This window comes from Streptomyces sp. NPDC017676 (assembly GCF_044329325.1).
GTDB lineage: Bacteria > Actinomycetota > Actinomycetes > Streptomycetales > Streptomycetaceae > Streptomyces.
The window spans coordinates 31,315-56,821 of the sequence record NZ_JBIRJA010000022.1 but is presented as its reverse complement, the minus strand read 5'-3'; the positions used below and the strand labels follow the sequence as shown (position 1 = coordinate 56,821).

Annotated in this window: 20 protein-coding genes; 13 read left to right on the top strand and 7 right to left on the bottom strand. The window is 71.3% G+C overall.

Going from position 1 to position 25,507, the window contains the following annotated elements; translation table 11 throughout:
* Positions 1 to 19: 19 nt before the first annotated feature.
* On the top strand, positions 20 to 3,289 hold the full coding sequence (locus ACH4LD_RS36455) for a family 78 glycoside hydrolase catalytic domain (protein WP_398058454.1): 3,270 nt from the start codon (positions 20 to 22) through the stop codon (positions 3,287 to 3,289).
* Positions 3,290 to 3,446: 157 nt separating this feature from the next.
* On the opposite strand, the gene ACH4LD_RS36450 is transcribed toward ACH4LD_RS36455, so the two are convergent.
* Positions 3,447 to 4,427 (bottom strand): hypothetical protein, encoded by a 981-nt coding sequence (locus tag ACH4LD_RS36450; RefSeq protein ID WP_398058453.1) that lies wholly within the window; start codon positions 4,425 to 4,427, stop codon positions 3,447 to 3,449.
* Positions 4,428 to 5,129: 702 nt separating this feature from the next.
* Between ACH4LD_RS36450 and ACH4LD_RS36445 the strand changes: the two genes are divergently transcribed.
* Complete coding sequence (locus tag ACH4LD_RS36445; RefSeq protein WP_398058452.1) at positions 5,130 to 6,341, top strand: MFS transporter; 1,212 nt, start codon at positions 5,130 to 5,132, stop codon at positions 6,339 to 6,341.
* Between the two features lie 244 nt (positions 6,342 to 6,585).
* Here the strand turns inward: ACH4LD_RS36445 and ACH4LD_RS36440 are convergent, their stop codons facing one another.
* A complete protein-coding gene (locus ACH4LD_RS36440; protein WP_398058451.1) occupies positions 6,586 to 7,581 on the bottom strand; it encodes a helix-turn-helix domain-containing protein in 996 nt (331 codons plus the stop codon).
* 113 nt (positions 7,582 to 7,694) lie between these two features.
* Between ACH4LD_RS36440 and ACH4LD_RS36435 the strand changes: the two genes are divergently transcribed.
* A complete protein-coding gene (locus tag ACH4LD_RS36435) occupies positions 7,695 to 8,228 on the top strand; it encodes a PaaI family thioesterase (protein WP_398058450.1) in 534 nt (177 codons plus the stop codon).
* A gap of 373 nt (positions 8,229 to 8,601) precedes the next feature.
* Positions 8,602 to 10,242, top strand: coding sequence for an alkaline phosphatase D family protein (locus tag ACH4LD_RS36430; protein WP_398058449.1), 1,641 nt, complete (start codon positions 8,602 to 8,604; stop codon positions 10,240 to 10,242).
* A 464-nt stretch (positions 10,243 to 10,706) separates the two neighbouring features.
* On the opposite strand, the gene ACH4LD_RS36425 is transcribed toward ACH4LD_RS36430, so the two are convergent.
* The 3 genes from ACH4LD_RS36425 to ACH4LD_RS36415 form a co-directional block, all read right to left on the bottom strand.
* On the bottom strand, positions 10,707 to 10,964 hold the full coding sequence (locus ACH4LD_RS36425) for a DUF2630 family protein (RefSeq protein WP_398058448.1): 258 nt from the start codon (positions 10,962 to 10,964) through the stop codon (positions 10,707 to 10,709).
* A gap of 347 nt (positions 10,965 to 11,311) precedes the next feature.
* A complete protein-coding gene (locus ACH4LD_RS36420) occupies positions 11,312 to 11,575 on the bottom strand; it encodes a hypothetical protein (RefSeq protein WP_132789384.1) in 264 nt (87 codons plus the stop codon).
* A gap of 257 nt (positions 11,576 to 11,832) precedes the next feature.
* Entirely contained in the window at positions 11,833 to 12,159 is a 327-nt protein-coding gene (locus tag ACH4LD_RS36415; RefSeq protein WP_398058447.1) for a hypothetical protein, read from the bottom strand.
* Between ACH4LD_RS36415 and ACH4LD_RS36410 the strand changes: the two genes are divergently transcribed.
* From ACH4LD_RS36410 to ACH4LD_RS36380, 7 genes are all read left to right on the top strand, one after another.
* Positions 12,160 to 12,468, top strand: coding sequence for a hypothetical protein (locus tag ACH4LD_RS36410; RefSeq protein WP_398058446.1), 309 nt, complete (start codon positions 12,160 to 12,162; stop codon positions 12,466 to 12,468).
* Positions 12,469 to 13,075: 607 nt separating this feature from the next.
* Positions 13,076 to 13,351, top strand: coding sequence for an FmdB family zinc ribbon protein (locus ACH4LD_RS36405; RefSeq protein ID WP_398058445.1), 276 nt, complete (start codon positions 13,076 to 13,078; stop codon positions 13,349 to 13,351).
* Between the two features lie 137 nt (positions 13,352 to 13,488).
* Positions 13,489 to 14,142, top strand: coding sequence for an AmiS/UreI family transporter (locus ACH4LD_RS36400; RefSeq protein WP_398058444.1), 654 nt, complete (start codon positions 13,489 to 13,491; stop codon positions 14,140 to 14,142).
* Between the two features lie 32 nt (positions 14,143 to 14,174).
* Positions 14,175 to 15,422 (top strand): formamidase, encoded by a 1,248-nt coding sequence (gene fmdA / locus ACH4LD_RS36395; protein WP_398058443.1) that lies wholly within the window; start codon positions 14,175 to 14,177, stop codon positions 15,420 to 15,422.
* 498 nt (positions 15,423 to 15,920) lie between these two features.
* Positions 15,921 to 17,390: a hypothetical protein gene (locus ACH4LD_RS36390; protein ID WP_398058442.1), complete on the top strand. Its 1,470-nt coding sequence runs from the start codon at positions 15,921 to 15,923 to the stop codon at positions 17,388 to 17,390.
* A gap of 273 nt (positions 17,391 to 17,663) precedes the next feature.
* Entirely contained in the window at positions 17,664 to 19,586 is a 1,923-nt protein-coding gene (locus tag ACH4LD_RS36385) for a P-loop ATPase, Sll1717 family (RefSeq protein WP_398058441.1), read from the top strand.
* Between the two features lie 62 nt (positions 19,587 to 19,648).
* The gene (locus ACH4LD_RS36380) at positions 19,649 to 19,891 is read left to right on the top strand and encodes a hypothetical protein (protein ID WP_132789366.1); all 243 of its coding nucleotides are present in this window, start codon (positions 19,649 to 19,651) and stop codon (positions 19,889 to 19,891) included.
* Here ACH4LD_RS36380 and ACH4LD_RS36375 read toward each other — a convergent pair.
* On the bottom strand, positions 19,839 to 23,690 hold the full coding sequence (locus ACH4LD_RS36375; RefSeq protein WP_398058440.1) for a protein kinase: 3,852 nt from the start codon (positions 23,688 to 23,690) through the stop codon (positions 19,839 to 19,841). The two genes, ACH4LD_RS36380 and ACH4LD_RS36375, sit on opposite strands and share 53 nt — an antisense overlap.
* 96 nt (positions 23,691 to 23,786) lie before the next feature.
* On the opposite strand from ACH4LD_RS36375, the gene ACH4LD_RS36370 reads away from it, so the two are divergent.
* Together ACH4LD_RS36370 and ACH4LD_RS36365 are read left to right on the top strand one after the other, a co-directional pair.
* Entirely contained in the window at positions 23,787 to 24,371 is a 585-nt protein-coding gene (locus ACH4LD_RS36370) for an ArsR/SmtB family transcription factor (RefSeq protein WP_398058438.1), read from the top strand.
* A gap of 14 nt (positions 24,372 to 24,385) precedes the next feature.
* Positions 24,386 to 24,574: a hypothetical protein gene (locus ACH4LD_RS36365; protein WP_398058437.1), complete on the top strand. Its 189-nt coding sequence runs from the start codon at positions 24,386 to 24,388 to the stop codon at positions 24,572 to 24,574.
* Between the two features lie 142 nt (positions 24,575 to 24,716).
* On the opposite strand, the gene ACH4LD_RS36360 is transcribed toward ACH4LD_RS36365, so the two are convergent.
* On the bottom strand, positions 24,717 to 25,280 hold the full coding sequence (locus ACH4LD_RS36360) for a dihydrofolate reductase family protein (RefSeq protein ID WP_398058436.1): 564 nt from the start codon (positions 25,278 to 25,280) through the stop codon (positions 24,717 to 24,719).
* Positions 25,281 to 25,507: the final 227 nt, after the last annotated feature.

The window sequence follows — 25,507 nt, the reverse complement described above, 5'->3', positions numbered from 1 at the left end:
CACCACAGAAGGAGCCGCCATGCGCAGACCACGCATCCGCCACGAACACAGACCCACCGCCCTCCTCGCCGCCACCACCGCCCTCGCCACCCTGCTGGCCGGCGCCGTCAGCGCCGAGGCCGCCGCCCCCGGCACCATCTCCCCGACCCGGCTGCGGACCCAGCACCTCACCCAGGCGCTGGGCATCGACGACACCACACCCGACCTCGGCTGGCAGGCCACCGCCACCGCACCGGACACCCGGCAGACCGCCTACCGCGTGCAGGCCGCCACCTCGCCGGGCCTGCTGAACGCCTCCCGGCCCGACCTGTGGGACTCCGGGAAGGTGGACTCGGCCACGCCCGGGACGACGTACGCGGGCAAGGAACTCGGCTCGCGGTCCCGCGTCTACTGGCGCGTCATGCTCTGGTCCCAGCACGGACCGCGGCACTCGGCCTGGAGCCGGCCCGCCGTCTTCGAGACCGGCCTCACCCGGCCGTCCGACTGGGGCGCCGACTGGATCACCCACCCCGCCTGGCAGCTGAGCGAGCGCACCGTCGAACCCGTCGTCGTCCGCCTGCCCCGCACCACCGCCCGCCACGTGCGCCTCGACGTCACCAGGCTCGGACTCCCGCTCGCCGAGAGCTTCCCGGACCGCACCTGGCGCCTCCAGCTCGGCGAGATCGACCTGCGCGACTCCGCCACCTCCACCACCGGCCTCGCCCGCGGCGCCGCCGTCACCGCTTCGGAGAGCAACACCGTCCGCAAGACGTGGGAACCGGCGCTGGCGGTCGACGGCCTGCCCAACAGCGCCCTGCAGACCGCGGCCGGATACGCGAGCGCCGCCCACACCGGACCGGATGTCTCCGCCGCGCCCGTGACGCTCACCCTCGACCTGAAGAGCGCCAAGACCTTCGACGAGGTCGCCCTCTACCCGCGCGCCGACGTCCTCACCGACGACGGCCGCGTCCCCGGCTTCCCCGTCGACTACGCCGTCTCCGCCGCCGACACCGCGAGCGGCCCCTTCACCCCCCTCGCCCAGGTCACCGGTCAGCAGCCGCCCAGGCCCTACCTGCCGGCCGGACTGCCGCTGCTCACCGACGACTTCACGCTCCCGAAGGACGCGCGCAGCGCCCGCCTGTACATCGCGGGCCTCGGCGTCTACGACGCCACCCTCAACGGCAGGCCGGTGGGCGACGCCGTCCTGGAACCCGCGAACACCACCTACGCCGAGCGCGTCCAGTACGCCACCTACGACGTCACCGGCCTGCTGCGCACCGGGGCCAACACCATCGGCGTCGCCCTCGGCAACGGCATGGCCGACGTCGTCAGCACCGCCGACCGCTACCGCAAGCTCTACGGCAACCTCAGCGACCCCAAGCTGATCGCCCGCCTGGAGGTCACCCTCGCCGACGGCAGTGTCCGCACCGTCACCAGCGGCGACGACTGGCGCACCACGCTCGGCCCCACGACCTCCAGCAACTGGTACGGCGGCGAGGACTACGACGCCCGCCGCGAGATCCCGCGGTGGGACGAGCCCGGCGGCGACCGGCACACCTGGCCGCACGCGGTGGCGGTGAGCGCACCCGGAACAGCCGACCGGCCCGCCGTCCTCAGCGCCCGCGAGACCGAACCCGTCAAGGTCGTGGAGACCCTCACCGGCACCGAGGTCGCCGGCGCCGCGGGCAGCCGCGTCTTCGACCTCGGACGCAACATCGCCGGCTGGCCAGAGCTCACCGTCGACGCCCCCGCCGGCACCACCGTCCGCGTCTACCCGGCCGAGAGCCTCAAGGACGGTCACGCGTTCCAGTCGATCAGCAACGTCGGCGCGCCCCTGTGGGACAGCTACACCACCCGCGGTGACGGCGGCGAGACCTGGCACCCCCGCTTCGGCTACCACGGCTTCCGCTACCTGGAGGTCAAGGGCCTGCCCGAGGGTGCGACGGTCACCGTCCGCGGCAAGGTCCTGCGCACCGACAACGCCTCGGCCGGCGACTTCACCAGCTCCGACCCACTGATCAACGGCATCCACGGGCTGATCCGGCGGGCCGTCGAGGGCAACATGATGAGCGTCCTCACGGACTGCCCGAGCCGGGAGAAGCTGGGCTGGCTCGAACAGGACCAGCTCGTGTTCCCCACCCTCGCCGCCAATTACGACATGCAGGCCTACCTACGCAAGATCGTCCGCGACATGGCGGACGCCCAGACCGCCGACGGGCTGATCCCCAGCACGGTCCCCGAGTACACCAGCCTGCCCGGCGCCTACCGCAACGACTCCAACTGGGGCGGCGCCTTCGTCCTCGTCCCCTGGCAGCTCTACACCACCTACGGCGACCGGCAGACCCTCCAGACGTACTACCCACGCATGCGCGCGTACGCGGCCTTCCTCGAACGGCAGGTCAGCGGGGGCATCCTCGACTACGGGCTGGGCGACTGGTTCACCCCCGACCGCACCTTCCCGCGCGCCGTCGCCGGCACCTACGGCTACTGGCGGGTCGTCGACGCCCTGAGCCGCATCGCCGGAGTCCTCGGCGACGGGGAGGCCGCCGCCACCTACCGGGCCGAGGCCGACGCCACCGCCCGGGCACTGGCCGCCAAGTACTACGACGCCGCCACCGGGACCTTCGGCGGGGGCGGTCAGGGCGCCGAGGCGCTCGCCCTCGACATGGGCGCCTACCCGGCAGGGGAACGCGACCGCCTGCTCGCCCACTTCACCTCGTCCGTGCAGAACGCCGGCCACCACCTGCTGCTGGGCGAGATCTCCCTGCCCGCGGCCTTCCGCGTACTCAGCGCCGCCGGCCGGGACGACATCGTCCACGCCGTCGCCACGCAGACGACCAGCCCCAGCTACGGCTACCAGGTGAGGGCCGGCAACACCACTCTGGGCGAGTCCTGGGACGGCGGCCCCGGTCAGTCGCAGAACCACTTCATGCTCGGCGCGATCGACTCCTGGTTCACCACCCGGGTCGCCGGCCTCTCGCAGACCGCCGATTCCGTCGGCTACGCCGAACTGCTCGTCGACCCGGCCGTGGAGGGCGACATGACGTCCGCGTCCGCCTCCCACCACACCCCCTACGGCACCGCCCGCACCGCGTGGCAGCGGGACGCCGGCACCTTCCGGCTGACGGTCGACGTCCCGGCCGGCAGCACCGCGGAGGTCCACGTTCCCGCGACCGAGGGCTCCGCGCGGGCACCACACGGGGCGCGACCGCTGCGCACGGACAGCACGGAGGCGGTGTACCAGGTCGGTTCGGGCCACTGGGAGTTCGGCTCGACGCTGCCGACGGATCGACCCACGAATCCGAACTGACGCGATGTCAGCCGACGTCGGCGCGTTCCTCCCGGCCCGGGGCCGGGAGCGGCTGGTTCCCCCACCTCACCCACCGCTCCTCCGTTCGCGCCGCCCGGCGTCCTGAGCCCCGCCGCGCGGACGCCTGCGGGGCCGGGTGCGGGCGGGTGACCTGGCGTCAGGCCGGGTCGAGCAGTACCGAGGTGCGGGGGTCAGGGAGCGGGAGGGCCGCGGCCGGAGCGGCGGGGACGAAGACAGGGGCGTCATTCTGGTAGCAGATGTCGATGTCCGCCTCCTCGCCGCCGACGACCAGCGTGTCCCACGCGCCGCTCCCCTGAAGTGTCCGCAGCGTCGCGGGGGCCAGCGCGGAGAGGTGGGCGCGCAGTTCCCCGTCGTCGGGCAGGCCGGGGAGGCGAGTCGCGAGGCGGTCGCGGATCGCCCGCACGCGGTCCAGGAGGATTTCGAGGTCCGTCTCCGCGGAACCTGAGGGCACCGCGTTGCCGGCACCTCCCGAGGCGGATGCGGACGATGGGGCGAGTGCGGCGGCCGCCGGTCCCGCCGTGCTCTCCATGCTGCTGTCGATGATGTCCTTGATCGCGCGGGTCACGCCCCGCTCGTCCGTCGTGACCATCGCGTTCCACGCGCGGCTCTTGTGGCGGTACTGCAGCATCGACATCGCCGCCTCGTGCCGGATGAAGTCCGCGTCGCGCAGCGGCCGGCCCCGCCAGGCGCGACTGAGGGAGCGGGCGAGGGACATGGCCGAGGCCAGGCCGCTGTTGAGGCCGCGGTCGGGCCAGAAGTGGATCGCGTTGGCCGCATCGCCCAGGAGGAACCCGTACGTCCCCGGACGGTCGGCGGTCGGACGGGTGAGCTGCGCGGTGAACCGCGGGCGCTGCACCATGTCCAGCCGGAACGACGTGATCGCGCTGAGGTCCTCCTCGGCGACGCCGAACAGCCGCGAGCCTTCGAGGATCCGCTTCCACAGCGGCGAACCGCGCGGCAGCGCGGGCAGGAACAGGGTTCCGTGGGTCGGGCAGACGATCTCGTTGTCCTCGTGGCGGCTCATGACGCAGGGCCGGGCCGCGACGCACTCTTCGAAGACCTGCCGCACCGGGTCGATTCCGATGACGCTGCGCGCCTCCTCGTGCATGAGGGTCATCTCCCATCCTCCGCCAAGTGCCTGGGAGAATGTGATGAATACGTCGGTGATCACTAAACGCGCAGGGATCACTAAACGCGCAGGCTGACAGCCGGGCGCCAGAGGTGGCGCGGAAGCTCGGAGCGCATTGCGGGCGGTGTCCCGCCCTTGATGGCCGGGCCGGGTTGTACCCCTGCTTCCTCAGAGCGACCGCGCCACGTCAGTGGACCGGCTTCCCACTCGCGCCGTACGACAGGACCACGAGCGGGTGCAGGCCCGTCGTCCCGGCCGTCTTCGGAATCTCGCCGTACCTGTTGACCCGACGAGCAGCAGTGGTGGCGGCCCAGGCCGGTCATGCGGGGCGGGGTCCCTCACGATCGCCGCGACTCGCGGGCGCGACCTGGGTTTACCCGGGCGTAACATCCTGTGCGGTGATCACGCTGATGGTAGGTGACAGGACCGCGCGCCCGTTGCGGACTGTCCCGTGTCGGGCGCCCGCTTCCACCGGTCCGAGTGCGAACCCCGCTCCCGTGCCCCGCGTCCGGCATGCGGCCGACCTCGCTCTCGCAGGAACGGAGTTCACTCAGACACATCTGTTGTGTGCGCACTTGCGCCTCTTCTCGCCCGGGTCGCTCTTATGACCGCCGCCACGGTTCACAGAAACAACACGTCCCTTTGATACCCACGAAAGTCCGTTCCGCCGGACCCCGGCATGCCCGGACCGTGACCTACGGTCGGGTCCGCGGTGTCTATCTGCCGCGCCTCGCGGACGCCCTCGCCTCGTCCATGGCCACCTACGGCATCCCCTTGCTGGTACTGGGCACGACCAAGTCGTCGTCGCTGACCGGGATCGCCTTCATCATGGCGTGGGCGCCGCGGCTGTGCACGTTCGCTCTGGCCGGCCTGGCCGTCGACCGTTTCGGGCCCACCCGGGTCTTCCGGCTGGCCGCCACGGCGCGGGCGCTCGTCGCCGCTCTTGCCGTGCCCGCCTTGGCGACGGCGGACGGCACAACCGCCCCGGGGCTGGTCATGCTCCTGGCGGCGTGCGCGGGGTGCCTGACCCAGTTCAGCTTCATCGCGGCCGAGAGTGTCGGCGCCGTCGCCAGCCGGGACGCCGGCGATGCCGCGCACCGCCTCCAGTCCGTCCTGCTGGGCATCGATCAGGCAGCGGCCCTGGCCGGCCCCGCGGGAGGCGGGCTCCTCCTGCAGTGGTCCGGGTCCAGCGGCATGCTCGCGGCGATCGGTGGTTTGTCGGTGGTGTCGGCCGCCATCACCCCGCGCATGCAGCGGCCGCCCGCGCGGACAGCGGAAGCGACCGGGCCGGCCGCCAGGGGATGGCGCACCGGCTGGGCGACCTTGCGTGCGCTGCCGGCACTCGCCTGGCTCGTGGTGGGGCTGGCGTTGTCCAACCTGGCGCTCGGCCTGCTGGAGGCGGCCACCCCGGTGATCGTGGTGCAGCAACTCGGCCGGTCCAGCGCCTTCGTCGGGGTGGTGTGGTCCTGCGCGGCCGCGGCCTCGCTGCTCGCGGTCGCCACCAGCCGCGTCGCGATCGACCGGTACGGGCTGCCGGGGGTGGGCCGGTGCGCCGCTCTCGTGACCGTCGTGCCGTGCTTCCTGATCGCGCACACGGGTTCCTACCTGGCGTACCTGGTCCTCATCGCCGTCTTCATGGCGGGCGACAGCGTGCTGGCCGTCGTACTGCGCACCCTGCGATCCCATCTCATCCCCGCCGAGGTCTTCGGCAGCACGTTGGCCGTCACCGTGCTGATCCTGCTCACGCCCTACCCCGTCGCCGGCATCCTCATGGCAGTCATCGACCCCGCCGCCCTGCACACGACGATCACCGTCTGCGCTGTCCTCCAATGCCTCGGCCTGGCCTGCGCCTTCACGCGCGGCACCCGCCCCCGGGCGCGCCACGCCAGGCAGCGGAGCTGAGGACGACCTGAGCCCCTGCCCGGGGTGTCACTTCACAGTGCAGGAGGGGGCCGGGGTGGCTCAGGAGGGGGGCCGGGGCCGCTCGGCCGGTCGGGCTCGTGGTCGGGGGGGCGCCAAGTGCCTGCCGGTGGTCGGTGCGTGGTCATCGCGGTGGCTCCTTCGCTCCCTTCGGTGGGCGGTGACCGAGGGCGCAGCTTGGTCACTCCGGCGGCTCGCGTGACGTCGGCCTTCAAGGCCCTGCATCTCAGCCCTGGGGCAGCGCGGAAGCGGTGGCTGCGAGCACAACGGAGTTCCGCCACTCGGCGGGCGAGACGCCGTAGGTGGCGCGGAACACCCGGCTGAAGTGCGAGGCGCTCGTGAACCCCCAGCGGTGGGCCACCGCGGCGATCGTGAGCTCCACCGACCGGCGGGACAGGTCGCGTCGGCAGTGTTCCAGTCTGCGCTTCAGTATCCAGCGGCTGACGGTGATGTCCTCCAGCTCGAACAGTTTGTGCAGATAGCGGACGGAGATGTGGTGGGCCCGGGCGATGGCCTCCGGCGTCAGGTCCCGGTCCGACAGGTGCTGTTCGATGTAGGCCCGGATGCGCAGCAGCGACATCCGGGCGGCGGTCGGGGTGTCCGTGGGGCGTCTGCCGAGTCGCTCCTCGGCCAGGGTCTGCACCATGTCCACGACGTTGCGGGCGATCGACTCGCCCGTCCGCTGCGGGTACGTCGCGGCGGTCTCCACGAGCCGGGACAGCAACGGCGTCAGCAACGTGCCGAGCGTCGACTCGCGGCCGAGCGGCGCGGCCGTGATCTGCCGCAGGTCGGACTCGCCCAGTCCCAGGACGTGCCGTGGCAGGACGAGGGACTTCGTCTGGAACGGTTCGGGGAAGGTCAGCCGTAGGGGGCGCGCCCTGTCGTAGACGAACAGCGCCCCTGGCCCCACGTGCACGTCGCGCGTGTCCTGCTCGACGCGGGCGTTCCCCCTGCTGAGCAGCATCACGACGACGTGGTGGTCGTTGGTGCTCCCAGCGATGAGGCGCCGGGTGCGGAGGGTCTGCATGGGGTCGCCCTCCACAGTGACGCCCCGGATGCGGCCGAGCGCCGACGCACGGACCGAGCCGGAATACACCTCTTCGGGAACGCTGATGTCCACGGCTCCGAAGGTCTGGGACAGCGCCTCTCGCCAGTACACCCGTCGGCGGTGGGCCGGCACCGCGTCCGTGGTGTGGAGGGTGGTCGATGGGTCCGGCGACATGGAAACCCCCGTCTTTCACCATACGTTTCGCGGCACCCATGGTGGCAGCGCGGAACGGGGCCTGACATCGCGTGAATCAGTGAGACCAACGGTAAGAGGATGGGTGCCGCTGCGTGCACAGGGGTACCGCCGCGGGCTCAGGAGCGCCGCGGGCTTGCCCGTCCCACTGGGTGCCCGGGTCGGGTTCGCCGGTTTCGGCCCGCTGCTCGGTCGCGCCGGCCCGGCTCTGGCAATACTCGCACGGCTCCGGAGGGAGTACTGCGCCTGACTCCCGCTCCGTACCGAGTGCCGGAACCCGCCCGCAGCGCCGTTCCGGTGCCAGAAGCTCCGGCCCCGAACAGGCCGCCCTCGTCGACCTGGCGGCCTTCCTCCTCCTCAACGCCCGACTCGGCCGGCCCACCCCGATGGCCCTGACCAGTTCCCTCCAGATCAGCTACCTCAGCCGTCCCCGCCCCGGCCTGCTCCGTACGCACGCGAAGATGGCCAAGTCCGGCAGGAGCCTCTGCGTCGTCCTCGCCGAACTCCGCGACAGCGCCGGCACTCTGGCCGCTACCGCGACGGTCACTCTGCGTGCCGCCGCCGGCCCACCGGTCCGGGCCGCGGAGGGAGGACTGCCGCAGACCTCCTCACGAGCGGCCTCGGAATGAACGCGGCGAAGTCGTGGACACGCGTCCCTCGTGAGAGTGACCGGAGCGTAAGGAGTGTGGGACCGTACGCAGCACGGCCGGATTCCCCGAGGTCGGGCGGAACTGGTCGGCGCGGCTTTGGGGTTCGGCGCAGCCCGGCCAGGGCCACCGTCCAGCCCGTAAGGAACTTCGGCGATGACCGCGCGGCCGATGCCAGAGCCGGAGTCGGCGCCGGGGACGACGACGGCAGGCGGAGGGCGGGGCGGTTCGCCCGGTTCCGGAACTCATCCTTCCGCCATGTGAACGTCATGAGTCTGCCAAGCTCCTGCCCCGTCGCGGTAGTCACGGCCCGGTCAACTGCCCCTTGCATTCACCGCGACAGGGGAGAGACCGGATGACACCCGCAGCCCGCCCGTCCCAGCACGCCCCCGAACTGCGCGCCGCCGCCAGGAACCTCGGCCGGCGCCGCTTCCTCACCGTGACCGGCGCCGCCGCCGCGCTCGCCTTCGCCGTGAACCTGCCCACCGCCGGCACGGCCGCCGCCGCCGAGTTCGACGCCCGGAGAATCACCGACGACCCCTTCACGCTGGGCGTGGCCTCCGGCGACCCGCTGCCCGGCTCGGTCCTGCTGTGGACCCGGCTGGCCCCGCAGCCGTACCAGCCCGACGGCGGACTGCCCGCGCAGCGCGTCACCGTGCACTGGGAACTGGCCCACGACGAGAACTTCCGCCGGATCGTCAGGCGCGGTACGGCCCCCGCCCACCCCGAGTTCAGCCACACCGTCCACGTCGAGGTGCCCCACCTGCCGGCGGACCGCGTCTTCTTCTACCGCTTCCGGGCCGGATCCTGGCTCAGCCCCACCGGCCGCACCCGCACCGCCCCGCTGCCCGGCACCCGCCCCGCCGCACTCACCCTGGGCGCCGTCTCCTGCCAGGCCTACGCCGACGGCTACTACACCGCCTACCGCCACCTCGCCGAGGACGACGTGGACGTCGTCTTCCACCTGGGCGACTACCTGTACGAGTACGCCGTCAACGCCACCGGCAACGACCGCAAGTACACCGACCGCACCCTCCCGGCGCACTACAACCGCGAGACGGTGACGCTGGAGGACTACCGGCTGCGCTACGCCCTGTTCAAGTCCGACCCGGACCTGATGGCCGCGCACGCCGCGCACCCCTTCGTCGTCACCTGGGACGACCACGAGACGGAGAACAACTACGCCGACGACGTTCCGGAGGACAACGGTTCCTCCGAGGAGTTCCTGCTGCGCCGCGCCTCCGCCTACCGCGCCTACTGGGAGAACCAGCCGCTGCGCCGGCCCCAGCTGCCCACCGGCTCCGACATGCGGCTCTACCGCCGCCTGCACTGGGGCCGGCTCGCCCAGTTCGACGTCCTGGACACCCGCCAGTACCGCTCGGACCAGGCCTACGGCGACGGCTGGCAGTACCCCGGCCCCGAGTCCGAGGACCCGGCGCGCACGCTCACCGGTGCCACGCAGGAGCGGTGGCTGATCGACGGCTGGCGCGACTCGCGGGCGCTGTGGAACGTCGTACCGCAACAGGTCACCTTCTCCCAGCGGTACAACACCACCGCTGCCCCGTCCAAGGTCTCCATGGACTCCTGGGACGGCTACCCGGCCTCCCGCGAGCGGATCCTGGCGGGGGCCGAGGCCGCCGGCGTGGAGAACCTCATGGTCCTCACCGGCGACGTGCACGTGCACTACGCGTTCGACATCAAGCGCGACTTCGGCGACCCCGGTTCCCGGACCGTGGGCACGGAGATCGTCACCACGTCGATCACCAGCGGGCGCGACGGGGCGGACCGGCCCAGCAACTGGGCCACCTATCTCGCGGCCAACCCGCACATGAAGTTCTACAACGGACGGCGCGGCTACGTGACCGTCACGCTCGGCCGGGAAGCGGCCCGCGCCGACTTCAAGACCGTCCCCTACGTGACCAGGCCGGGCGCGCCCGTCACGACCGCGGCCTCCTTCGTCACGGAAGCCGGTGCCCCGGGACTCAAGCCGGCCTGAACCCGGTGAGACGGGCGCGCCCGGGCCGGCCCGAAGCCCCTTGCGGCAGCGGGCCAGGGCCGGCCCGACGCCCCGTGAGCCAGGCGGGTCCCGACCGGGCCGAGCCCGGTCGGGCAGGCGCGGGCAGGCGCGGGCAGCGAATGGTCCGGGACCGGGGCGGATCCGGTTCCGGCCCTCCTGCCCGGGTGACGGACGCCGACACGGAAACAGGTCGCGTCGAGCGTCCGCATCGCAGCGAACGTGCCCTGAACGAGGAGCGCGACAGCTTGTCGCGGTCCTCCAGCATGTTGGACAGACCGGTTGGGTTCCCGGCCGTACTGCTCGGCGTCATCGCCGGTGTCGCCGGTGTCGCCGAACGGCTCCCCGGCGACACGAGGAGGGCGACACCCGCCTCGGGGTGAACGCCCTCCGCTCCGGTTCGACCCGGTCGTCGTCCTCGCCGGCCCGTCAGCCCTGTCCTCCGTTCAGGAGAGATAGCGCTCCACCTGCGCGGCCGGCCGCACATGCACCTCTTCCGGATCCTGACCGGCGGCAACCCGGGCCCTGCGCTGACGCAGCAGGTCCCAGCACTGGTCGAGTTCTGTCTCCAGCCGGGTCAGGTGCGCGTGCTCGGTCGTCGGGTCGATGGTGTGTTGCGCCAGGCGGTCCCGCAGCTCCCTCTCCTGGCTGATCATCTCCGTGATGCGGCCGAGGATCTGCTTCTCGGCTTCGGATTCCGTCATGGTTCCCTCCCTGGTCGGTATGGCCACTCCCGGCGGTCCCCGCACGTCTGCGAGAACCGCCACCGACACCTTCGCCGACCGGAGCGCGGACCGCATCGGTCAGACGACTGTGCCTGCGGTCAGGCCGTCGGGTCGGCCGGTCAGGCATTGAACGGCACGTTCAGGCTTCCGCCGTCGTCGGGTGGGCGATGATCGGGTACCTGAGCAGCGTGTAAGCGGCGGATGCTGCCGCCCCTTGACCATGATCAGACCACCCGGCCACACAGTCCGGCTCAAGCCTGTGGGTCACCTGCGGGGCCGGCAGCTGCGCCCAGTGGCGTCACCTCGGGGGCCTTCCCGCATCCCCGCTACAGACCGACCATGTCCTCTTCGAACGGGCTGCCGACCAGGTCGGCATGCGCGGTCCGCCAGGCCATGTACTCCACCGCCCACGGCTCCCCGTCCACCCAGGCAGACCGCAGCGCGTCCTCGAACTCCCAGCCGATGACCTCCTCGTCGCCGGGATGCTCCTCGCCGAGATGCCGGAGCAACGTGTTGATCTTCACGCTGGTGGGCGGCGTGCACTGGGCGGCCCACGCGCCGTGGACGTCTGGGTTCGTGTGCTCTCTCATGCCGATTCAACGACGCCGCAGGCTGCACGGAACGGTGAACATGGGCGCGGGCCGGGCAGAGAACCGGGTCAGCCCGGACCGCGCATGCAGGAGACGCCCCCCGTGAGTCGGCGGTTGCCGCAACGTCCGGATCGCCGCCTCGCCCCGGTCGGCCGCTGCGCCGACTCCAGCACCTCCCGCTGATCAAACCTTCGTGGCCGCACTCGTAAAAGCGGATCACCGCTTGTGATTGAGTTCACCAGGGTTTGGCTGGATTATTACGTATCGCGCACTTTAGCCTCTTCAGACAGTGTGCAAGCCTCATAGGTGATCTCCTCACGCAGCAGCCGCGTGGGCGACGGGAGCGGCCGACCGGAACTCGGGTAATGGTCGCTGTTTCCAGACACTTCAGAACATGTGAGGAGATGCGGCGCATTCGTCGCCGGCATCGCCAGAGGGAATTTCAAGCTCGGAAGGCGGAAGAAGTGAGCGAAGACGCCGTGTGGGTCCGAGGCGTGACCGGCATCCAACTGCACCACGTCACCAATATCCAGGATGCTCGGCGGTTTCTGGGCAATGCTGTCATGGCACTGAATGCTGCCCATGTGAGAACCGGCGACGCCAGGTTCTCCGGTCTCGCCGACCAGCTCAAGGGCGCGGTCGCCGCAGCGCGTGACCTGGAGGGCGAGGCGCAGGAGAGGATGCACGAGCTGCACGCCGAGGACCCCGAGCGGTTCGTGCGCTGCCGGGAGGGCGAGGAGCCCTGGCCGGACGAGCTCCAGGCGGGCTTCGTCCCGCGTCACACGTGCCGCGACGAATGCCTCTACCACGACCGGGGAGTACTGGACGGCATCCTGCAGTGCACCTGTGGCCGGCCGCCGTGCCGCGCTTGCGCGATCGTGGGCGCACCCTGACGCCGGGCCCCGGGGGCCGGACTCGCAGGAGACGACGGGCGTGCGGCCGTGACGTCCGAGCGACACACGTGCCGCCACTTGGACGTCGACGCGGCCGGTGCCGGATTTCGCCGCCTTTCCCGTGGAATAGCGAGCGCGTATTCAGCTCAAAGAGGGCGCATCCAGTTCAAGGCTTAATTGAATATATGTCCCCTGCTGAACGGGCCCGGCCGTGCATGTGCGGTCGGGCCTGCTTTTTCGTGGCGCGCACTGCTGCCCGACTCCTCGGTCTCCCAATCGGCGCGGCGCCTGTCGATTCACCGCGCCGGTAGCAGCCCCCACCGTTCCGGTCCCAGCCCGCGCCTGAGCGAAAACGACTGGTACGCGGCCCGCGAGTGGGCGGTGCGAACGAAATGACGTCGCTGGTCGGCGACACCGCCCGGGCCACCCGCTCCCACCCCCTTTTCCAGCGGGTGCGGCCGACCCCTGCCGGGCAGCGCCCAACTCGCCTTGACACGCCGCCATCCGGAGGGTTGCCTTGAATAAGGACGCTACTTCTGCGGCGTCCCATCGGCTCAGGCTCGGTGTACGTCCCGGGGCCGGAGGCGCGCGGCGGGGCGGAGACTTTATGGCTACGTATGAATATTCCTGCAGCCGCTGCGGCTCGTTCGATGTGAAGCTGCCGATCGGCACCGCGCCGACGCAGTGGAAGTGCTCGCGGTGCAACGGCGCCGCGCGGCGTGTGTACTCCTCCCCGGCACTCGCCTCGACACCGCCCGCGGTGACGGCGCTGCGCGAGCGTTCGGAGAGATCCCGGGAGAACCCCGAGGTGGTCACGCGAGTCGCGAGGAACACCACGCCAAGTCCCGTTCATCCGGCGCTCGCTCGGCTTCCCCGGCCCTGACGGGCAGGCCGGGCCGGCGCGAGTGTCTGCGTCTTCCCGGCGGCCATGGCGCGGAACCGCGCGCACCGGCTGGTGGTCGCATGACCGCTTGCGGGCGTGTCACCGACGGGAGCGGAAACTGCGGGAGGTGTGTCCTCTTGGCCAACGTCGGACTTCTCTTCGTCGGCGCTGTGCTGTTCATGAACGGGTTGATGCTGCTGGGAAAGGTGGACAGCCGGGCAGCAGCCATATTCAACCTCTTCGTGGGTGGACTCCAGGTCCTTACACCCACGTATCTCATCATCGCCGCGAACGACGATCCCAAGCGCATCATGCTGGCGTCAGGCATTTTCCTCTTCGGCTTCACGTACCTCTACGTAGGAATCGGGCTGCTCATAGGGCTGGACACGACCGGTGTGGGTTATTACTCACTGTTCGTGGCCATCGTGGCCCTTGGCTATTCGTTCGTCAGTTTCCGACTCGTGAACGATAAGCCATTCGGCGTGATATGGCTCTACTGGGCGTTCCTCTGGTTCCTCTTCTTCCTGCTGCTGGGGCTGAAAATCGAGGCGCTGACGACCTATGTGGGCTGGGTGACCGCGATCGAGGGCTGGGTGACCGGCGTCATCCCGGCATATCTGCTCTTGACCGGTTACTGGGTCCCGGGGAACTACTCCGAGACGGCGATCGCGTTGGGCGCCTTCGGCGTGCTGACCTTCGCCGCACTCTGGTTCGTACTCCGCCGTAGGACTCCCCGCACGCCTGTGCAGGATTACGGCACCTCGGGATATCCGGCCGGAAGCCACGGCTGATCCTCCTGAGGGAAGCAACACGAGGAGTTGACATGCCTGAAGTGATCTTCAGCGTCGATCAGTCCCGGTCGATGCGTGACCAGGAGGTGCCCGGACACAACAGGTGGCATCCGGACGTACCGACGGTTGCCATGGTCCGCCCGGGGGACGAGTTCCGCGTCGAATGCCGCGAGTGGACCGACGCGCAGATCGGCAACAACGATTCCGCCAACGATGTGCGTGACGTCGACCTCAAGCGGGCTCACATGCTCAGCGGGCCGATCGGTGTCGAGGGCGCGGAGCCGGGTGACCTGCTGATCGTGGACATCCTTGACCTCGGGCCGGTGCCACAGCAGGTCGGGGACGCCCCCGGTCAGGGCTGGGGGTACACCGGCGTCTTCGCCAAGGCCAACGGTGGAGGATTCCTGACCGACTACTTCCCGGACGCCTACAAGGCGATATGGGAGTTCCACGGGCAGGTGGCGACGTCCAGGCACCTTCCCGGCGTCCGCTTCACCGGCATCACACACCCCGGCCTCTTCGGCACAGCGCCGTCCGCGGAGCTGCTGGAGCGGTGGAACAGGCGAGAGCAGGCCCTGGTCGACACCGACCCGGACCGTGTCCCGCCGCTGGGGCTCACGCCCGACCCGGACCAGGCCCTCGGTGGCCAGGCGACAGGATCGGATGCCGAACGCATAGCCCAGGAGGGCGCGCGCACCGTCCCTGCCCGGGAGAACGGAGGCAACCACGACATCAAGAACTTCACCCGTGGATCGCGCGTCTTCTACCCCGTCCACGTCAAGGACGCCAAGCTGTCGGGTGGAGATCTGCACTTCAGCCAGGGAGACGGTGAGATCACCTTCTGCGGCGCCATCGAGATGGGCGGCTACATCGACTTCCACGTCGATCTCATCAAGGGCGGCATGGAGAAGTACGGCATCAGCACCAACCCCGTCTTCATGCCCGGCAACGTCGAGCCGCGGTACACGGAGTTCATGTCGTTCATCGGGATCTCCGTGGACCACGACACCGACACGAACTACTACCTGGACGCGACGGTCGCCTACCGCCGTGCCTGTCTCAACGCCGTCGAGTACCTGAAGAGGTTCGGCTACACGGGAGAGCAGGCATACCTGCTGCTCGGCGCGGCCCCCATCGAGGGGCGCATCAGCGGAATCGTCGACATACCGAACGCCTGCTGCTCCCTCTACCTGCCGACCGGGATCTTCGACTTCGACGTCCGCCCCACCGCGGATGGACCGAAGGCCGCGGACCGCGGGCAGTGTGCGGTGACCAGCTAGCGCACAGAGGCCGACGCGCGGCCCCCCGACCGGCGGCCCCCGACTCCCGCCTCACCCCCTACCAGGTCCTGGACACAGTCCAGGACCTGCTCCTTGTATCCGTACACAGGCGCGCTGCCGTCCGTACGGCCGAATCCGGACGCGGTGGGCACCGGCCCTGGTGATGCTCAGGGCAGAGGAGCGTCGGCGCGGTCCCTGGCCAGTCGGTGGCGCCGATGCCGTCACCGCCCCGAGGAGGAGCCTTGACATGCCCGGCTGGTGATCGCCTGGTGGGCGGGGATTGTCGGTCCGGCCTCGCGGCGCACATCAGAGCCGTGATCACCATGTGCGGAGCCGGCTGCCGCATCAGGGTGACGGCGGCCTGGCGGCGGGGCCGCCCCGGGGGCGCTGCGGAAGACCAGGAGTGATCGGATGGACGGCACGCGTACGGGCGTCGGCAGCGGGGGCGCGTCCGGACTGCTCGCCGCGGTCACCCGGATCCTGAGACCGGACGGCGAAGTGGCCGGGGCCGGATTCCTGGTCGCGAAGGACATCGTCGTCACCTGCGCGCACGTCACGCTGGCGGCCGGAGCCGGACCCGGTGACACGATTCGGCTGGCGTTCCCGCACGCGCCCGGGGCCCCGCGGGTCGAGGGGGCGGTACAGGCGGAGGGGTGGCGCGCGCCGGAGGACGAGGACGTGGCCGTGATCCGGTTGAGCGGCGGGGTCGAGGGCGCGACGGCGTTGCGGTTGGGGTCGGCGACGGGATGCCGGGGTCATACGGTTCGCTCGTTCGGGTTGCCGGCCCAGACCCCGGCGGGAGGCCACTTCGGTTTCGGCGTGGCCGGGGATCTGCTGCCGGCCACCGGCAGAGCCCGTGCGACGCTGCCCGGCCATACGGACTGGGTGACCGCCGTGGCGTTCAGCCCCGACGGGAAGACCCTCGCGACTGCCGGCGCCGACCAGAACGCGCGACTGTGGGATGTGGCCACCGGCAGAACCCGCATCACGTTGAGCGGCCACGCGCAAGCGCTCCAGGCGGTGACGTTCAGTCCGGACGGAAAGACTCTCGCCACCAGCAGCAAGGACGGCACCGTGCGGTTGTGGGACGTGACCACCAGCAAGGCCCGCACCACATTGACCGGCCACGCGAGCTGGGTCTCTTCCGTGGCGTTCAGCCCGGACGGGAGGACGCTCGCGACGGCCGGCGGCGATCAGACCGTGCGGTTGTGGGACGTTGCCTCCGGCAGGACCCGCACCACGTTGAGGGGCCATAAAAAGTGGGTGAAGTCGGTCGCGTACAGTCCTGACGGGAAGACACTCGCCACCGGCAGTTCCGACCGCACCGTGCGGTTGTGGGACGTGGCCACCGGAGCGTATCTCGGTAGTCTGGACCAGGCCGACGCCGTCAAGTCGGTGGCGTACAGTCCGGACGGACAACACCTTGCCGTCGGCCTCGGCGATGGCAGTGTCGAGTTGTTCACCACCAACGCCGGCTCTGTCACCTTGACGGGCTCCAGCGGACCGGTGGAGTCGGTGGCTTTCAGCCCCGACGGAAAGACGCTCGCCGCCGGCTGCGAGGATCACACCGTGCGGTTGTGGGACGTTGCCGGTCACCGGGACATCAGCGCCTTGACGGGTCACACGGGAGCGGTGAAGGCGGTGGCCTTCAGCCCCGACGGGCGGACTCTCTCCAGTGGCAGTGATGACCGGACCGTGCGCTTGTGGGACATGGCCACACACAGGAGCCGCGCCGTCCTGACGGGCCACACGGACGCGGTGTGGTCCGTGGACCTGAGCCCGGACGGCACGACCCTCGCCAGCGGCAGCAAAGATCACACCGTGTGGCTGAGAGACACCGCCTTTGTGAAATCAGCTACAGCGATCGACAAGATCTGTCGCGCCGTCAACCGGGACCTGACTCCACAGGAACGGAAGGTCTACCTGCCGGACCCCTCAGTGGACCCCGCATGCCACTCGTCGTCCTGACCGAGCCCGCCCGCGGACCGCACCGGAAGTGGGTGCGGAGGGGGTACGTGCTGCCCACGACCGGCCTCGTCGGCGTGTGGCCTCGCCGCCGAGCCGTACTGGTCCTCGACTGCTTGCGCGGCAAGAGCCGCACCACGTGCTCGCCGCCGTGATCACGGCGGCGCAGTTCCGCCCGACGGTCCGACGGCCTGGTGGAAAGCGGCGGGAACCGATGGCCGCAAGCTGGCATCATGCGCAGCAAGGTGCGAGCCGAGCAGGGGAGTCGGGGGATCCATGACGGGGTCGTCGGGTGTGGTCGAGCGCCTCTACTTCGGGCGGGAGGACGCCGAGCGGGACATGTCCGACGGTCTGCTGCGGGAGGGGTTCCTGCGGACCGCCGCCTACGACGCGGCCGTGTCCGGCCGCAAGATGCTCATCATCGGCCGCAAGGGCTCCGGGAAGAGCGCCATCTGCATGCATCTGACCGCCGACGGCGTCCACCCCGGCGGCACCGCCCTGATCACCCCCGACGACGCGGCGGGCGACGAGATCCGCCGGTTCGAGTTGCAGGGGCTCACCGGTGACACGGCCAAGTCGCTGATCTGGCGTTACGTCTTCGCCGTCCAAGCCGCGCGGCACATCGTCGCCCACGCCAAGCAGGTGCACGGGCTGCGCCGACTGCCCCGCCCGGTGAAGACGCTGCGGCGGTTCCTCCGCGCGAACGGCGAGTCCTCCGACGAGCCCGGCCTGTACGACCGGCTGCTCCACGGCGTGACCGGGCTGCAGACGTCGCTGTCCCTCGAAGCCTTCGGCGTCAAGGCGGCGGTGGATCTGGGCGGTGCCCCGCCGGCCTCCGAAGGCGCCCGCGCCGCACGTCAGCTGGAGGTCGTCGAGCGGGGCGTGGCGGAGGCGTTCGCCGATCTGGACTGCGCGGGCTCGCACGCCCCGCTTCTGCTGCTCGTGGACCAGCTGGAGCAGATCTGGTCGAGCGACCCGGACAGCAACGCCATGGTCATCGGGCTGCTGCTGGCGGCGAAGCACGTCTCGGGCGCGTACGGCAAGGCGCTGCGCTGTCTGCTCTTCCTGCGCTCCGACATCTACGACACCCTGAACTTCAGCGAGGGCGACAAGTTCCACAGCGAGGAGCTGCGCATCCAGTGGACCGCCGGCGGCCTGCGGGACCTCGCTCTCGCCCGGGCCCGGGCGTCGGCCGGCGCCGAGCTGACCGGCGACCGGCTGTGGCGGGAGGTCTTCCCGCCGGCCGTGGGCGGCGAGGACACCGCCGACTTCCTCTTCGGCCGCGCCCTGCCCCGCCCGCGCGACGCGATCCAGTACCTCAACGTGTGCCGGGACACCGCCGTCGAGCGAGGGCACGAGAGCATCCACGAGAGCGATGTCCTGCTCGCCACCCGCCAGTTCTCGGAGTGGAAGCTCCAGGACCTGGCGAAGGAGTACCTGGTCACCCACCCCTTCCTGGCACAGCTGTTCGTGATGTTCCAGAACACCGGCTACGTGGTGACGCGCAGTGCGCTGGAGGCCCGCTTCGACACCGTCGCCGAGACGCTCCACCGCCAGTACCCGGCGTACGCCGAGGGGCTCACCGCGCCCGGCGTGGTCGACACGCTGTACGGGGTGGGCTTCCTGGGGGTGCGGCGCGGCAACGACGTGGTCTACACGGGCGGGGCCCACGTGCCCGTGCAGCCGCACGAGACGGAGTTCCACATCCATCCGTGCTTCCGGCCCGCGCTGGGTGCCACCCACGCCATCGACCTGCACCGGTACGAGCCGCAGGTGCTCACCCACCTGCTGCTGCGCAGCAGCTCGTACCCGTCGGCGGTGGCCGGCCCCCCGGTGCGCCGTGACTTCACGCTGCTGGAGGAGCTGGAGCGGTCCTGCAACAGCATCCAACGGCAGTTGGGGCGGGCGGTGGGGCTGCCCGCCGAGACCCGCGCACAGCTCTCGCAGCAGGTCGTCCGGGTGATGAGCGACGCCTCCCAGGCACTGCTGCGGCTGCGGAACGGCGAGGCCGTCGACGCCTACGGCCATGTGCTGGCCGCCGCGCAGTACTTCACCACGGTCGCCGCGCAGTTGCTGGCCAGCGGGGTGGACGACGGCAGCGGCGGCAGCGTGGTCCGCAGGATCGAGGACGAGGCCCGGCGGCTGACCCGTACGGCGGGCGGCAGTCACACGGGAGGCGGTGGCTCCTCCAACTCCTGATTCCCCGCCCGCTGTTGCCCGGGCACTGTCATCCGTCTCCCCGCGCTGCTACGGTCCGTTCCATGGCCGTCATGATGTGTTCCCGGAGGGGCTGTGATCGCCTGCTGTCGGTGTCGCGCGTCCCGGGGGGCAACCCGGTCGCCAGGAACGACCCGGAGCACTGGGCCGTGGTCTTCTGGCACTGTGCGGGCTGCCGCGCCTACTTCTGCGACCGGTGCGTGACCCGGCGTGTGCTGCGCAGGCCGGTCTGCGTCAGCTGCGCCGGCGTCCTCGCCAAGCCCGATATCGAGACCTTGCTGAACTGAGCACCCGCGCCGGTGTCGGCTCCCGCCCTGGTGCGGGCAGCGGACGCGGACCCTGCCACGCCGCCGCCATCCGCTCCAGCTCCGCCCGCACACCGTCCGCCCGCAGCCACCCGTATCCGGCCCGGGCGAGGTGGCGCAGCAGCAGGTCCGCGTCGGCGTCGGACCACACCGGCTGTCCGTGCCGGGCCAGTTGGGGGTCGTACGACACCATCTGGAGGCCGTGCGGCACAGGCCGCCCGAACGGTGTGTGCGTGGCGAGGAACGCCTCCAGGTGCGGGCGGGCGCCCTCGTCCCAGTCCGCCGGTTCCCTGGCCTCCAGCTCCCAGTCGAGCTCCCACCGGCGCAGGGTCCGGTCCGTCCCGGTGGAGACCGCGTACCGCCCGTCGACGCTCAGATGGACCGACAGCACCCAGCGCCGGTGCCCGCCCAGGGTGCGCAGGCAGCGTCCGGCCCGCAGGTCCAGCAGCCGTACCGTCGTGTCCCAGCCGGCGGCGAGCGCGAATCGGCCGTCCGGGCTCAGGGACAGCGACGTCGTCGGCTCCGCGTGCCCGTCGCTTCCGGCGTGTTCCTCGAAGACGTGCAGACGCCGCCCGGCCGCCACGTCCCACAGCACCACCCGCCCGTCGCCGTTGGCGGTCACCGCGTGCCGTCCGTCCGTGGTGAGCTGGGCCGAGTGCAGGGCCCCCAGGAGCGGCGACCGGGTCGTGGCGTCGCGGCTGAGGTCCTCGAAGGTCCGCTCTCGGTGGCCGGAGTCCAGCTCCCACAGCCGCGCCCTGCTGCCCTGCCCGGAGGAGAGGACGAACCGCCCGTCGGCGCTGGGGCACACCGAGTACACCCTCTGCCCTCCGTACTCGTAGGCCCGCAGCATCCGTCCGGTCGCCAGTTCCCACCAGCGCACGGAGCCGTCCTCCCCGCCGGAGAAGGCGAAGCGTCCGTCGCCGCTGAAGCTCACCGAGCGGACCTTCGCCGCGTGCCCCTCAAGGACGCTCAGGCAGCGACCGGTGCGGACGTCCCACAGGCGGACCGTCCCGTCCTCGCCGCCCGACAGGGCGAGGCGATCGTCGGCGCTGAGGGAGACGGCCTGGACCGCTCCGTCGTGGCCGTCGAAGGTACGCACGCACCGGCCGCCGTCCTCGAAGTCCCACAGGCGCAGGGTGTCGAGGTCCGCGCACAGGGCGCGCCGGCCGTCGGCGGTGGCGTGGGCCTGCGTACCGGACGTGGGCAGCTCGACGGTCCCGGCGGGCCAGGCGCCCCGCACCCCCGTCCGTACGGTGACCAGCGAGAGCCGGTGCCAGGCGGCCAGGGCGCGGGTGTCCCGCTCGTGCCCCGGCAGGGCGCGTGCCTCGGCCACCAGGGCGACCGCGTCCGCGTACCGCTGCCGCCCCGCGGCCGACTCGGCGTCGTCCAGCAGCGCAGCGACCCGGTCGTCGTACTTCGTGAGTTCGGTGTGGGAGCGGGGGCGGCAGATCTGGAAGGGCGCGGTGTACGCGTCGGGGGTGGGCAGCTGCCAGAGTCGTACCCGGTGGTCGCCCCCGGTCAGCACCCGCCGCCCGTCCGCGCTCAGGCTGACCGAGGTCACCTGGGAGAAGTGCGCGTCGTAGGTGCGCAGACAACGCCCGGTGGCGGGCTCCCACCAGCGCAACGTGCCGCCGATGGCCCCGGACACCGCGAACCGCCCGTCGGCGCTCAGCTCGGCCGTCCAGGGTGGCCGTGCGTCCCCCCGCAGGATGCGCAGGGACCGGCCGGTCGCCAGGTCCCACCACACCAGAGCCCGGTCGTCCCCGCCGGTCAGCGCGTGCCGCCGGTCGTGGCTCAGCGCGGCCGGCCAGATCGTGCCGGGGTCCAGGGTCCGCACGGGCCGGTCGTCCACCAGGTCCCAGAGTACGGTCCGACCGCCCACGAACAGGGCGAGCCGGCCGTCGGCGCTCAGGCAGGCGGCGTTGATCCCGCGGCCCGCGCCACCCGGACCCCCAGGGGAGCCGACGACCCGCAGACAGCGGCCGGTGGCCACGTCCCACCAGCGCAGGGTGCCGTCCCAGCCACCGGTCAGGGCGGTGTTCCCGTCGGGGGCGAGGCGGACGGCGCGGACCGAGCCGGTGTGCCCGGAGAGCCCGCGCAGGCAGCGGCCGGTCCCGGTGTCCCACACCCGCACGTCGCCGTCGTGCCCACCCGTGAGGGCGAGACGGCCGTCCGGGCTCAGGGACACCGCGTGCACGGCGGCCCGATGTCCCTTGAGCGCGCGCGGGCGGCCGGTGGCCGTGTCCCACAGCCGTACCTCCCCGGCTTCGTCACCGGACAGCGCGCGGCTGCCGTCCGCGCTGAGACTCACCGCGTGCACGAGCGCCCGGTGCCCGGTGAAGGTGGCGAGCAGGCGCCCGCCGGCGGCGTGTTCGCGCTCGGCGTGCGCGAGCGCGTCGCGCAGGGCCGTGCCGGCGTCCGCGTCCGCGGTCGCCCCCGCGGTCGCGGCCGCGGCACGCAGGAGGGGCAGGGCGGACTCGTGGTCGCCGCGTTCGAGGTGCACGTGGGCGAGGAGGTGGTCGGCGGTCGAGGGCCCTTCCGCGCTCGCCCTGGCCGATTCCATCTGGTCCACCAGCGCGTCGTCCGCGAGCGTGCCGGCCCGCCACCTCAGCAACCCCAGGTTGTACGTGGCCTGCGGGTGCTGCGGGTCGACGGCGTGCGCCTCGGCCAGCGCGGCCTCCGCCTCCCGCGTCCGGCCGAGGTCGAGCAGGGACATCGCCCGGTTGTTCAGCCCGTCGGCCCGGTGTACGGCGGCATCCTCCGCCCGGCGTGGATACGGCCGGGCGACCTCCCGTGCGTACACCTCGGCCAGCTCCCCGGCCACCGCCGCCAGGTCGTCTTGCCGCTCCTCGACGCTCTCGCGCAGACAGCGTTCCAGCAGATCCGCGAGCGCTTCCGGCATCGAGGCCACCGCGGCGTCGGCCGGCGGGCCCAGCCGGTACGCCGCGAGTGCCGCACCCGCGGCGGACCCCACGCCCCACGTCACCGCCCCGGTGAACATCTCCAGCACGCTGACCGCGAAGCTCCACACGTCGGTGCGACGGCTCAGGAGCGCGCCCCGCACCTGCTCGGGTGAGGCGTACGCGGGCGTCAATCCGCCGTGGGTCACGAGAAGTGCCGCCTCGTCAAGTGCCGCTTCATGAGGTGCTGTGTAGTGAGGTGCCGTCTCGTGCGGTGCCGTCTCGTGCGGTGCTGCCCCATCTGCCACTCGGCCGGCGGAGGGGGTGCGGGTGCCGAAGTGCCGGGCGCGCGCGAGACCGAAGTCGGTGATCTTCGCGGTGCCCTGCCGGTCGAGCAGCACGTTGCCCGGCTTGACGTCCTGGTGCACCACCCCGCTGAGGTGGGCGTGCGCCAGTCCGCGCGCCATCTGGATCGCGATGTCCAGTATCCGGCCCACCACCTCGTCGCGTGCTCCGTGGTAGAGCCGGCCGTCGTCGATCGACTCGCGCAGGCTTCCGCCGTTCACGTACTCCGCGAACACCCTCGGCACCCCGTCGATCGTGCGCACGTAGTGGCATCCGCACAGGTGCGGATGGAGTTCCAGCCCCACCCATGTCTCCGCCTCACGGACGAACCGTTCCTTGTCCGCCTCGTCCCGGAAGAGCTCCGGCCGCGGGCTCTTGACGGCGAGATCGGTGCCCCATCCCAGGTGCCGCACCCGGTGAACGCGCCCCATGCCGCCCTGACCGAGAGCCCCCGTCACCTCGTACACCCCGAGGACCCGGTCACCGACCCGCCAGTCCCGCCACTCCCCCGCCGCTGCCGCCGCCCCCTGCCGCATGGACTCAGGGTAATGCGCCCGGCTCGGCTTGCACTTGAGCGGAAACTTGCAAAGAACCCGTTGCAAGCATTCCTTTGCATCACTACCTTTGTAGCCATGAACGAGCCCCAGGACTCGCACGTCCGCCATCTCGATGCCCGGTCCCTGCGCGGGCTCGCACACCCACTCCGCATGCGACTGCTCGACGCCCTGCGCTTCGGCGGTCCGGCCACCGCGTCCCGACTCGCCGAGAAGCTGGGCGAGTCGAGCGGCGCGACCAGCTACCACCTCCGGCAGCTCGCAGCCCACGGCTTCATCGAAGACGCTCCCGAACGCGGCAGGGGCCGCGAGCGGTGGTGGAAGGCCGTTCACAAGGGCCTGCGCTTCGACGACACACTGCTCACGGACGCCAACCCGGACGTGCGCGGGGCCGCCGACATGTACCTCCACGAGGTGGCGACGACCCAGACCCGGGACCTGTCGACCTGGCTCGGCAACCGCCACGCGTGGCCCGAGGAGTGGAGCCGCACCTTTGAGATGAGCAGCGCGACGCTGCGGCTGACGCCCGAACTGACCCGGGAACTCGTCGAGAAGATGCACGCGCTCGTCGACACGTACCGCGACCGGGCCGCCGACGAGGACGAGGCCCGCACCGCCCAGGTACGCATCCACACACACGCCTTCCCCCTCACCACGGAATGAAAGGCCACAGTCCGATGCGCCCCGACATCCAGCACGCCCTGTACCACTTCCGTGCCGCCGAACTCCGCGCCGAAGCCGACATGTACCGCCTCGCCGCGGCAGCCCGGCGTCCGCGGGATCTCCGCCACCGCCTCGGCTGGGCCCTCGTGGACGTCGGCCTGCGGCTGGCCGACGTCCCCAAGGCAGCCGCCGCCATGCCATAGGCCCTGCCCGACGGATCAAGCTGCCTCGGTCGACACGAGGAGGCCGCCCGGCGGTGTGTCAGGGAGGCAGCCGGGACTCGGCGCTCGGCGGGCGAGCGGTGTGTCAGGGAGACCCGGACTCGGCGTTCGGCGGACGAGCCGGCTAGCGCGCCACGCGGTAGCGGAGGTAGACGATTCTTGAGCCGAAGGTGCGGGTCTCGACGAGTTCGAGATCCACCCGGCGCTCGTGCTGGGGGAAGAACGGGATGCCACCGCCGACCAGCACCGGGTGAACCCTGATCCGGTACTCGTCGATCAGACCCGACGCGGCCGCCTCGGCGGCGAGTGTCGCGCCACCGATCGCGATGTTCCCCTCTCCCGGTTCGACCCGCAACCGCTCGATCTCCTCCGCCAGGCCGCCGGAGGCCAGGCGGGCATTGCCCTGGACCGCCGGCAGCGTGGTGGAGAACACCACCTTGGGCAGCGCCTTCCAGATCGCGGCGAACTCCAGCGTCGAGAAGTCCAGCGATGGATTCCGATCGGCGGTCTCCCAGTACAGCATCGTCTCGTACAGCCGTCGTCCCAACAGGTGGACGCCGAGCCCTCGCACCTCGTCGGTGGCGAAGCGAAAGACCTCCTCGTCGGGCGCCGTCCAGTCGAAGCCGCCGTCCGGTCCGACGATGTAGCCGTCGAGTGAGACACTCATCGAACAGGTCACGCTGCGCATCGGAAGTCCTCCTTGACGAGACGGGTTCGACAGTACGACCGCCGGGCGCCGCAGGACTCATCGCGACTCGCAGGATCCGCTGGTCCGGGGGTGCCGTGACAGCCTCGGCCACCTGTTCCAGGACTACGCCCTGAGATGGACGCTTCCGGTCTGCCCAGACCATCGCTGAGCCACAACCTCACGTGGCCGCCCCGTCCCCGGAGGCCGGGGGCATCCCGCGTCGGCCG

Excerpts from the sequence above, each read along its gene's own strand:
- ACH4LD_RS36430 (WP_398058449.1), top strand. The coding sequence starts at position 8,602 with ATGACACCCGCAGCCCGCCCGTCCCAGCACGCCCCCGAACTGCGCGCC.
- fmdA (WP_398058443.1), top strand. The coding sequence starts at position 14,175 with ATGCCTGAAGTGATCTTCAGCGTCGATCAGTCCCGGTCGATGCGTGAC.
- ACH4LD_RS36365 (WP_398058437.1), top strand. The coding sequence starts at position 24,386 with ATGCGCCCCGACATCCAGCACGCCCTGTACCACTTCCGTGCCGCCGAA.
- ACH4LD_RS36405 (WP_398058445.1), top strand. The coding sequence starts at position 13,076 with ATGGCTACGTATGAATATTCCTGCAGCCGCTGCGGCTCGTTCGATGTG.
- ACH4LD_RS36450 (WP_398058453.1), bottom strand. The coding sequence starts at position 4,427 with ATGACCCTCATGCACGAGGAGGCGCGCAGCGTCATCGGAATCGACCCG.
- ACH4LD_RS36375 (WP_398058440.1), bottom strand. The coding sequence starts at position 23,690 with ATGCGGCAGGGGGCGGCGGCAGCGGCGGGGGAGTGGCGGGACTGGCGG.
- ACH4LD_RS36415 (WP_398058447.1), bottom strand. The coding sequence starts at position 12,159 with ATGGGCAGCATTCAGTGCCATGACAGCATTGCCCAGAAACCGCCGAGC.
- ACH4LD_RS36385 (WP_398058441.1), top strand. The coding sequence starts at position 17,664 with ATGACGGGGTCGTCGGGTGTGGTCGAGCGCCTCTACTTCGGGCGGGAG.
- ACH4LD_RS36370 (WP_398058438.1), top strand. The coding sequence starts at position 23,787 with ATGAACGAGCCCCAGGACTCGCACGTCCGCCATCTCGATGCCCGGTCC.
- ACH4LD_RS36440 (WP_398058451.1), bottom strand. The coding sequence starts at position 7,581 with ATGTCGCCGGACCCATCGACCACCCTCCACACCACGGACGCGGTGCCG.
- ACH4LD_RS36380 (WP_132789366.1), top strand. The coding sequence starts at position 19,649 with ATGGCCGTCATGATGTGTTCCCGGAGGGGCTGTGATCGCCTGCTGTCG.
- ACH4LD_RS36360 (WP_398058436.1), bottom strand. The coding sequence starts at position 25,280 with ATGCGCAGCGTGACCTGTTCGATGAGTGTCTCACTCGACGGCTACATC.
- ACH4LD_RS36455 (WP_398058454.1), top strand. The coding sequence starts at position 20 with ATGCGCAGACCACGCATCCGCCACGAACACAGACCCACCGCCCTCCTC.
- ACH4LD_RS36425 (WP_398058448.1), bottom strand. The coding sequence starts at position 10,964 with ATGACGGAATCCGAAGCCGAGAAGCAGATCCTCGGCCGCATCACGGAG.
- ACH4LD_RS36420 (WP_132789384.1), bottom strand. The coding sequence starts at position 11,575 with ATGAGAGAGCACACGAACCCAGACGTCCACGGCGCGTGGGCCGCCCAG.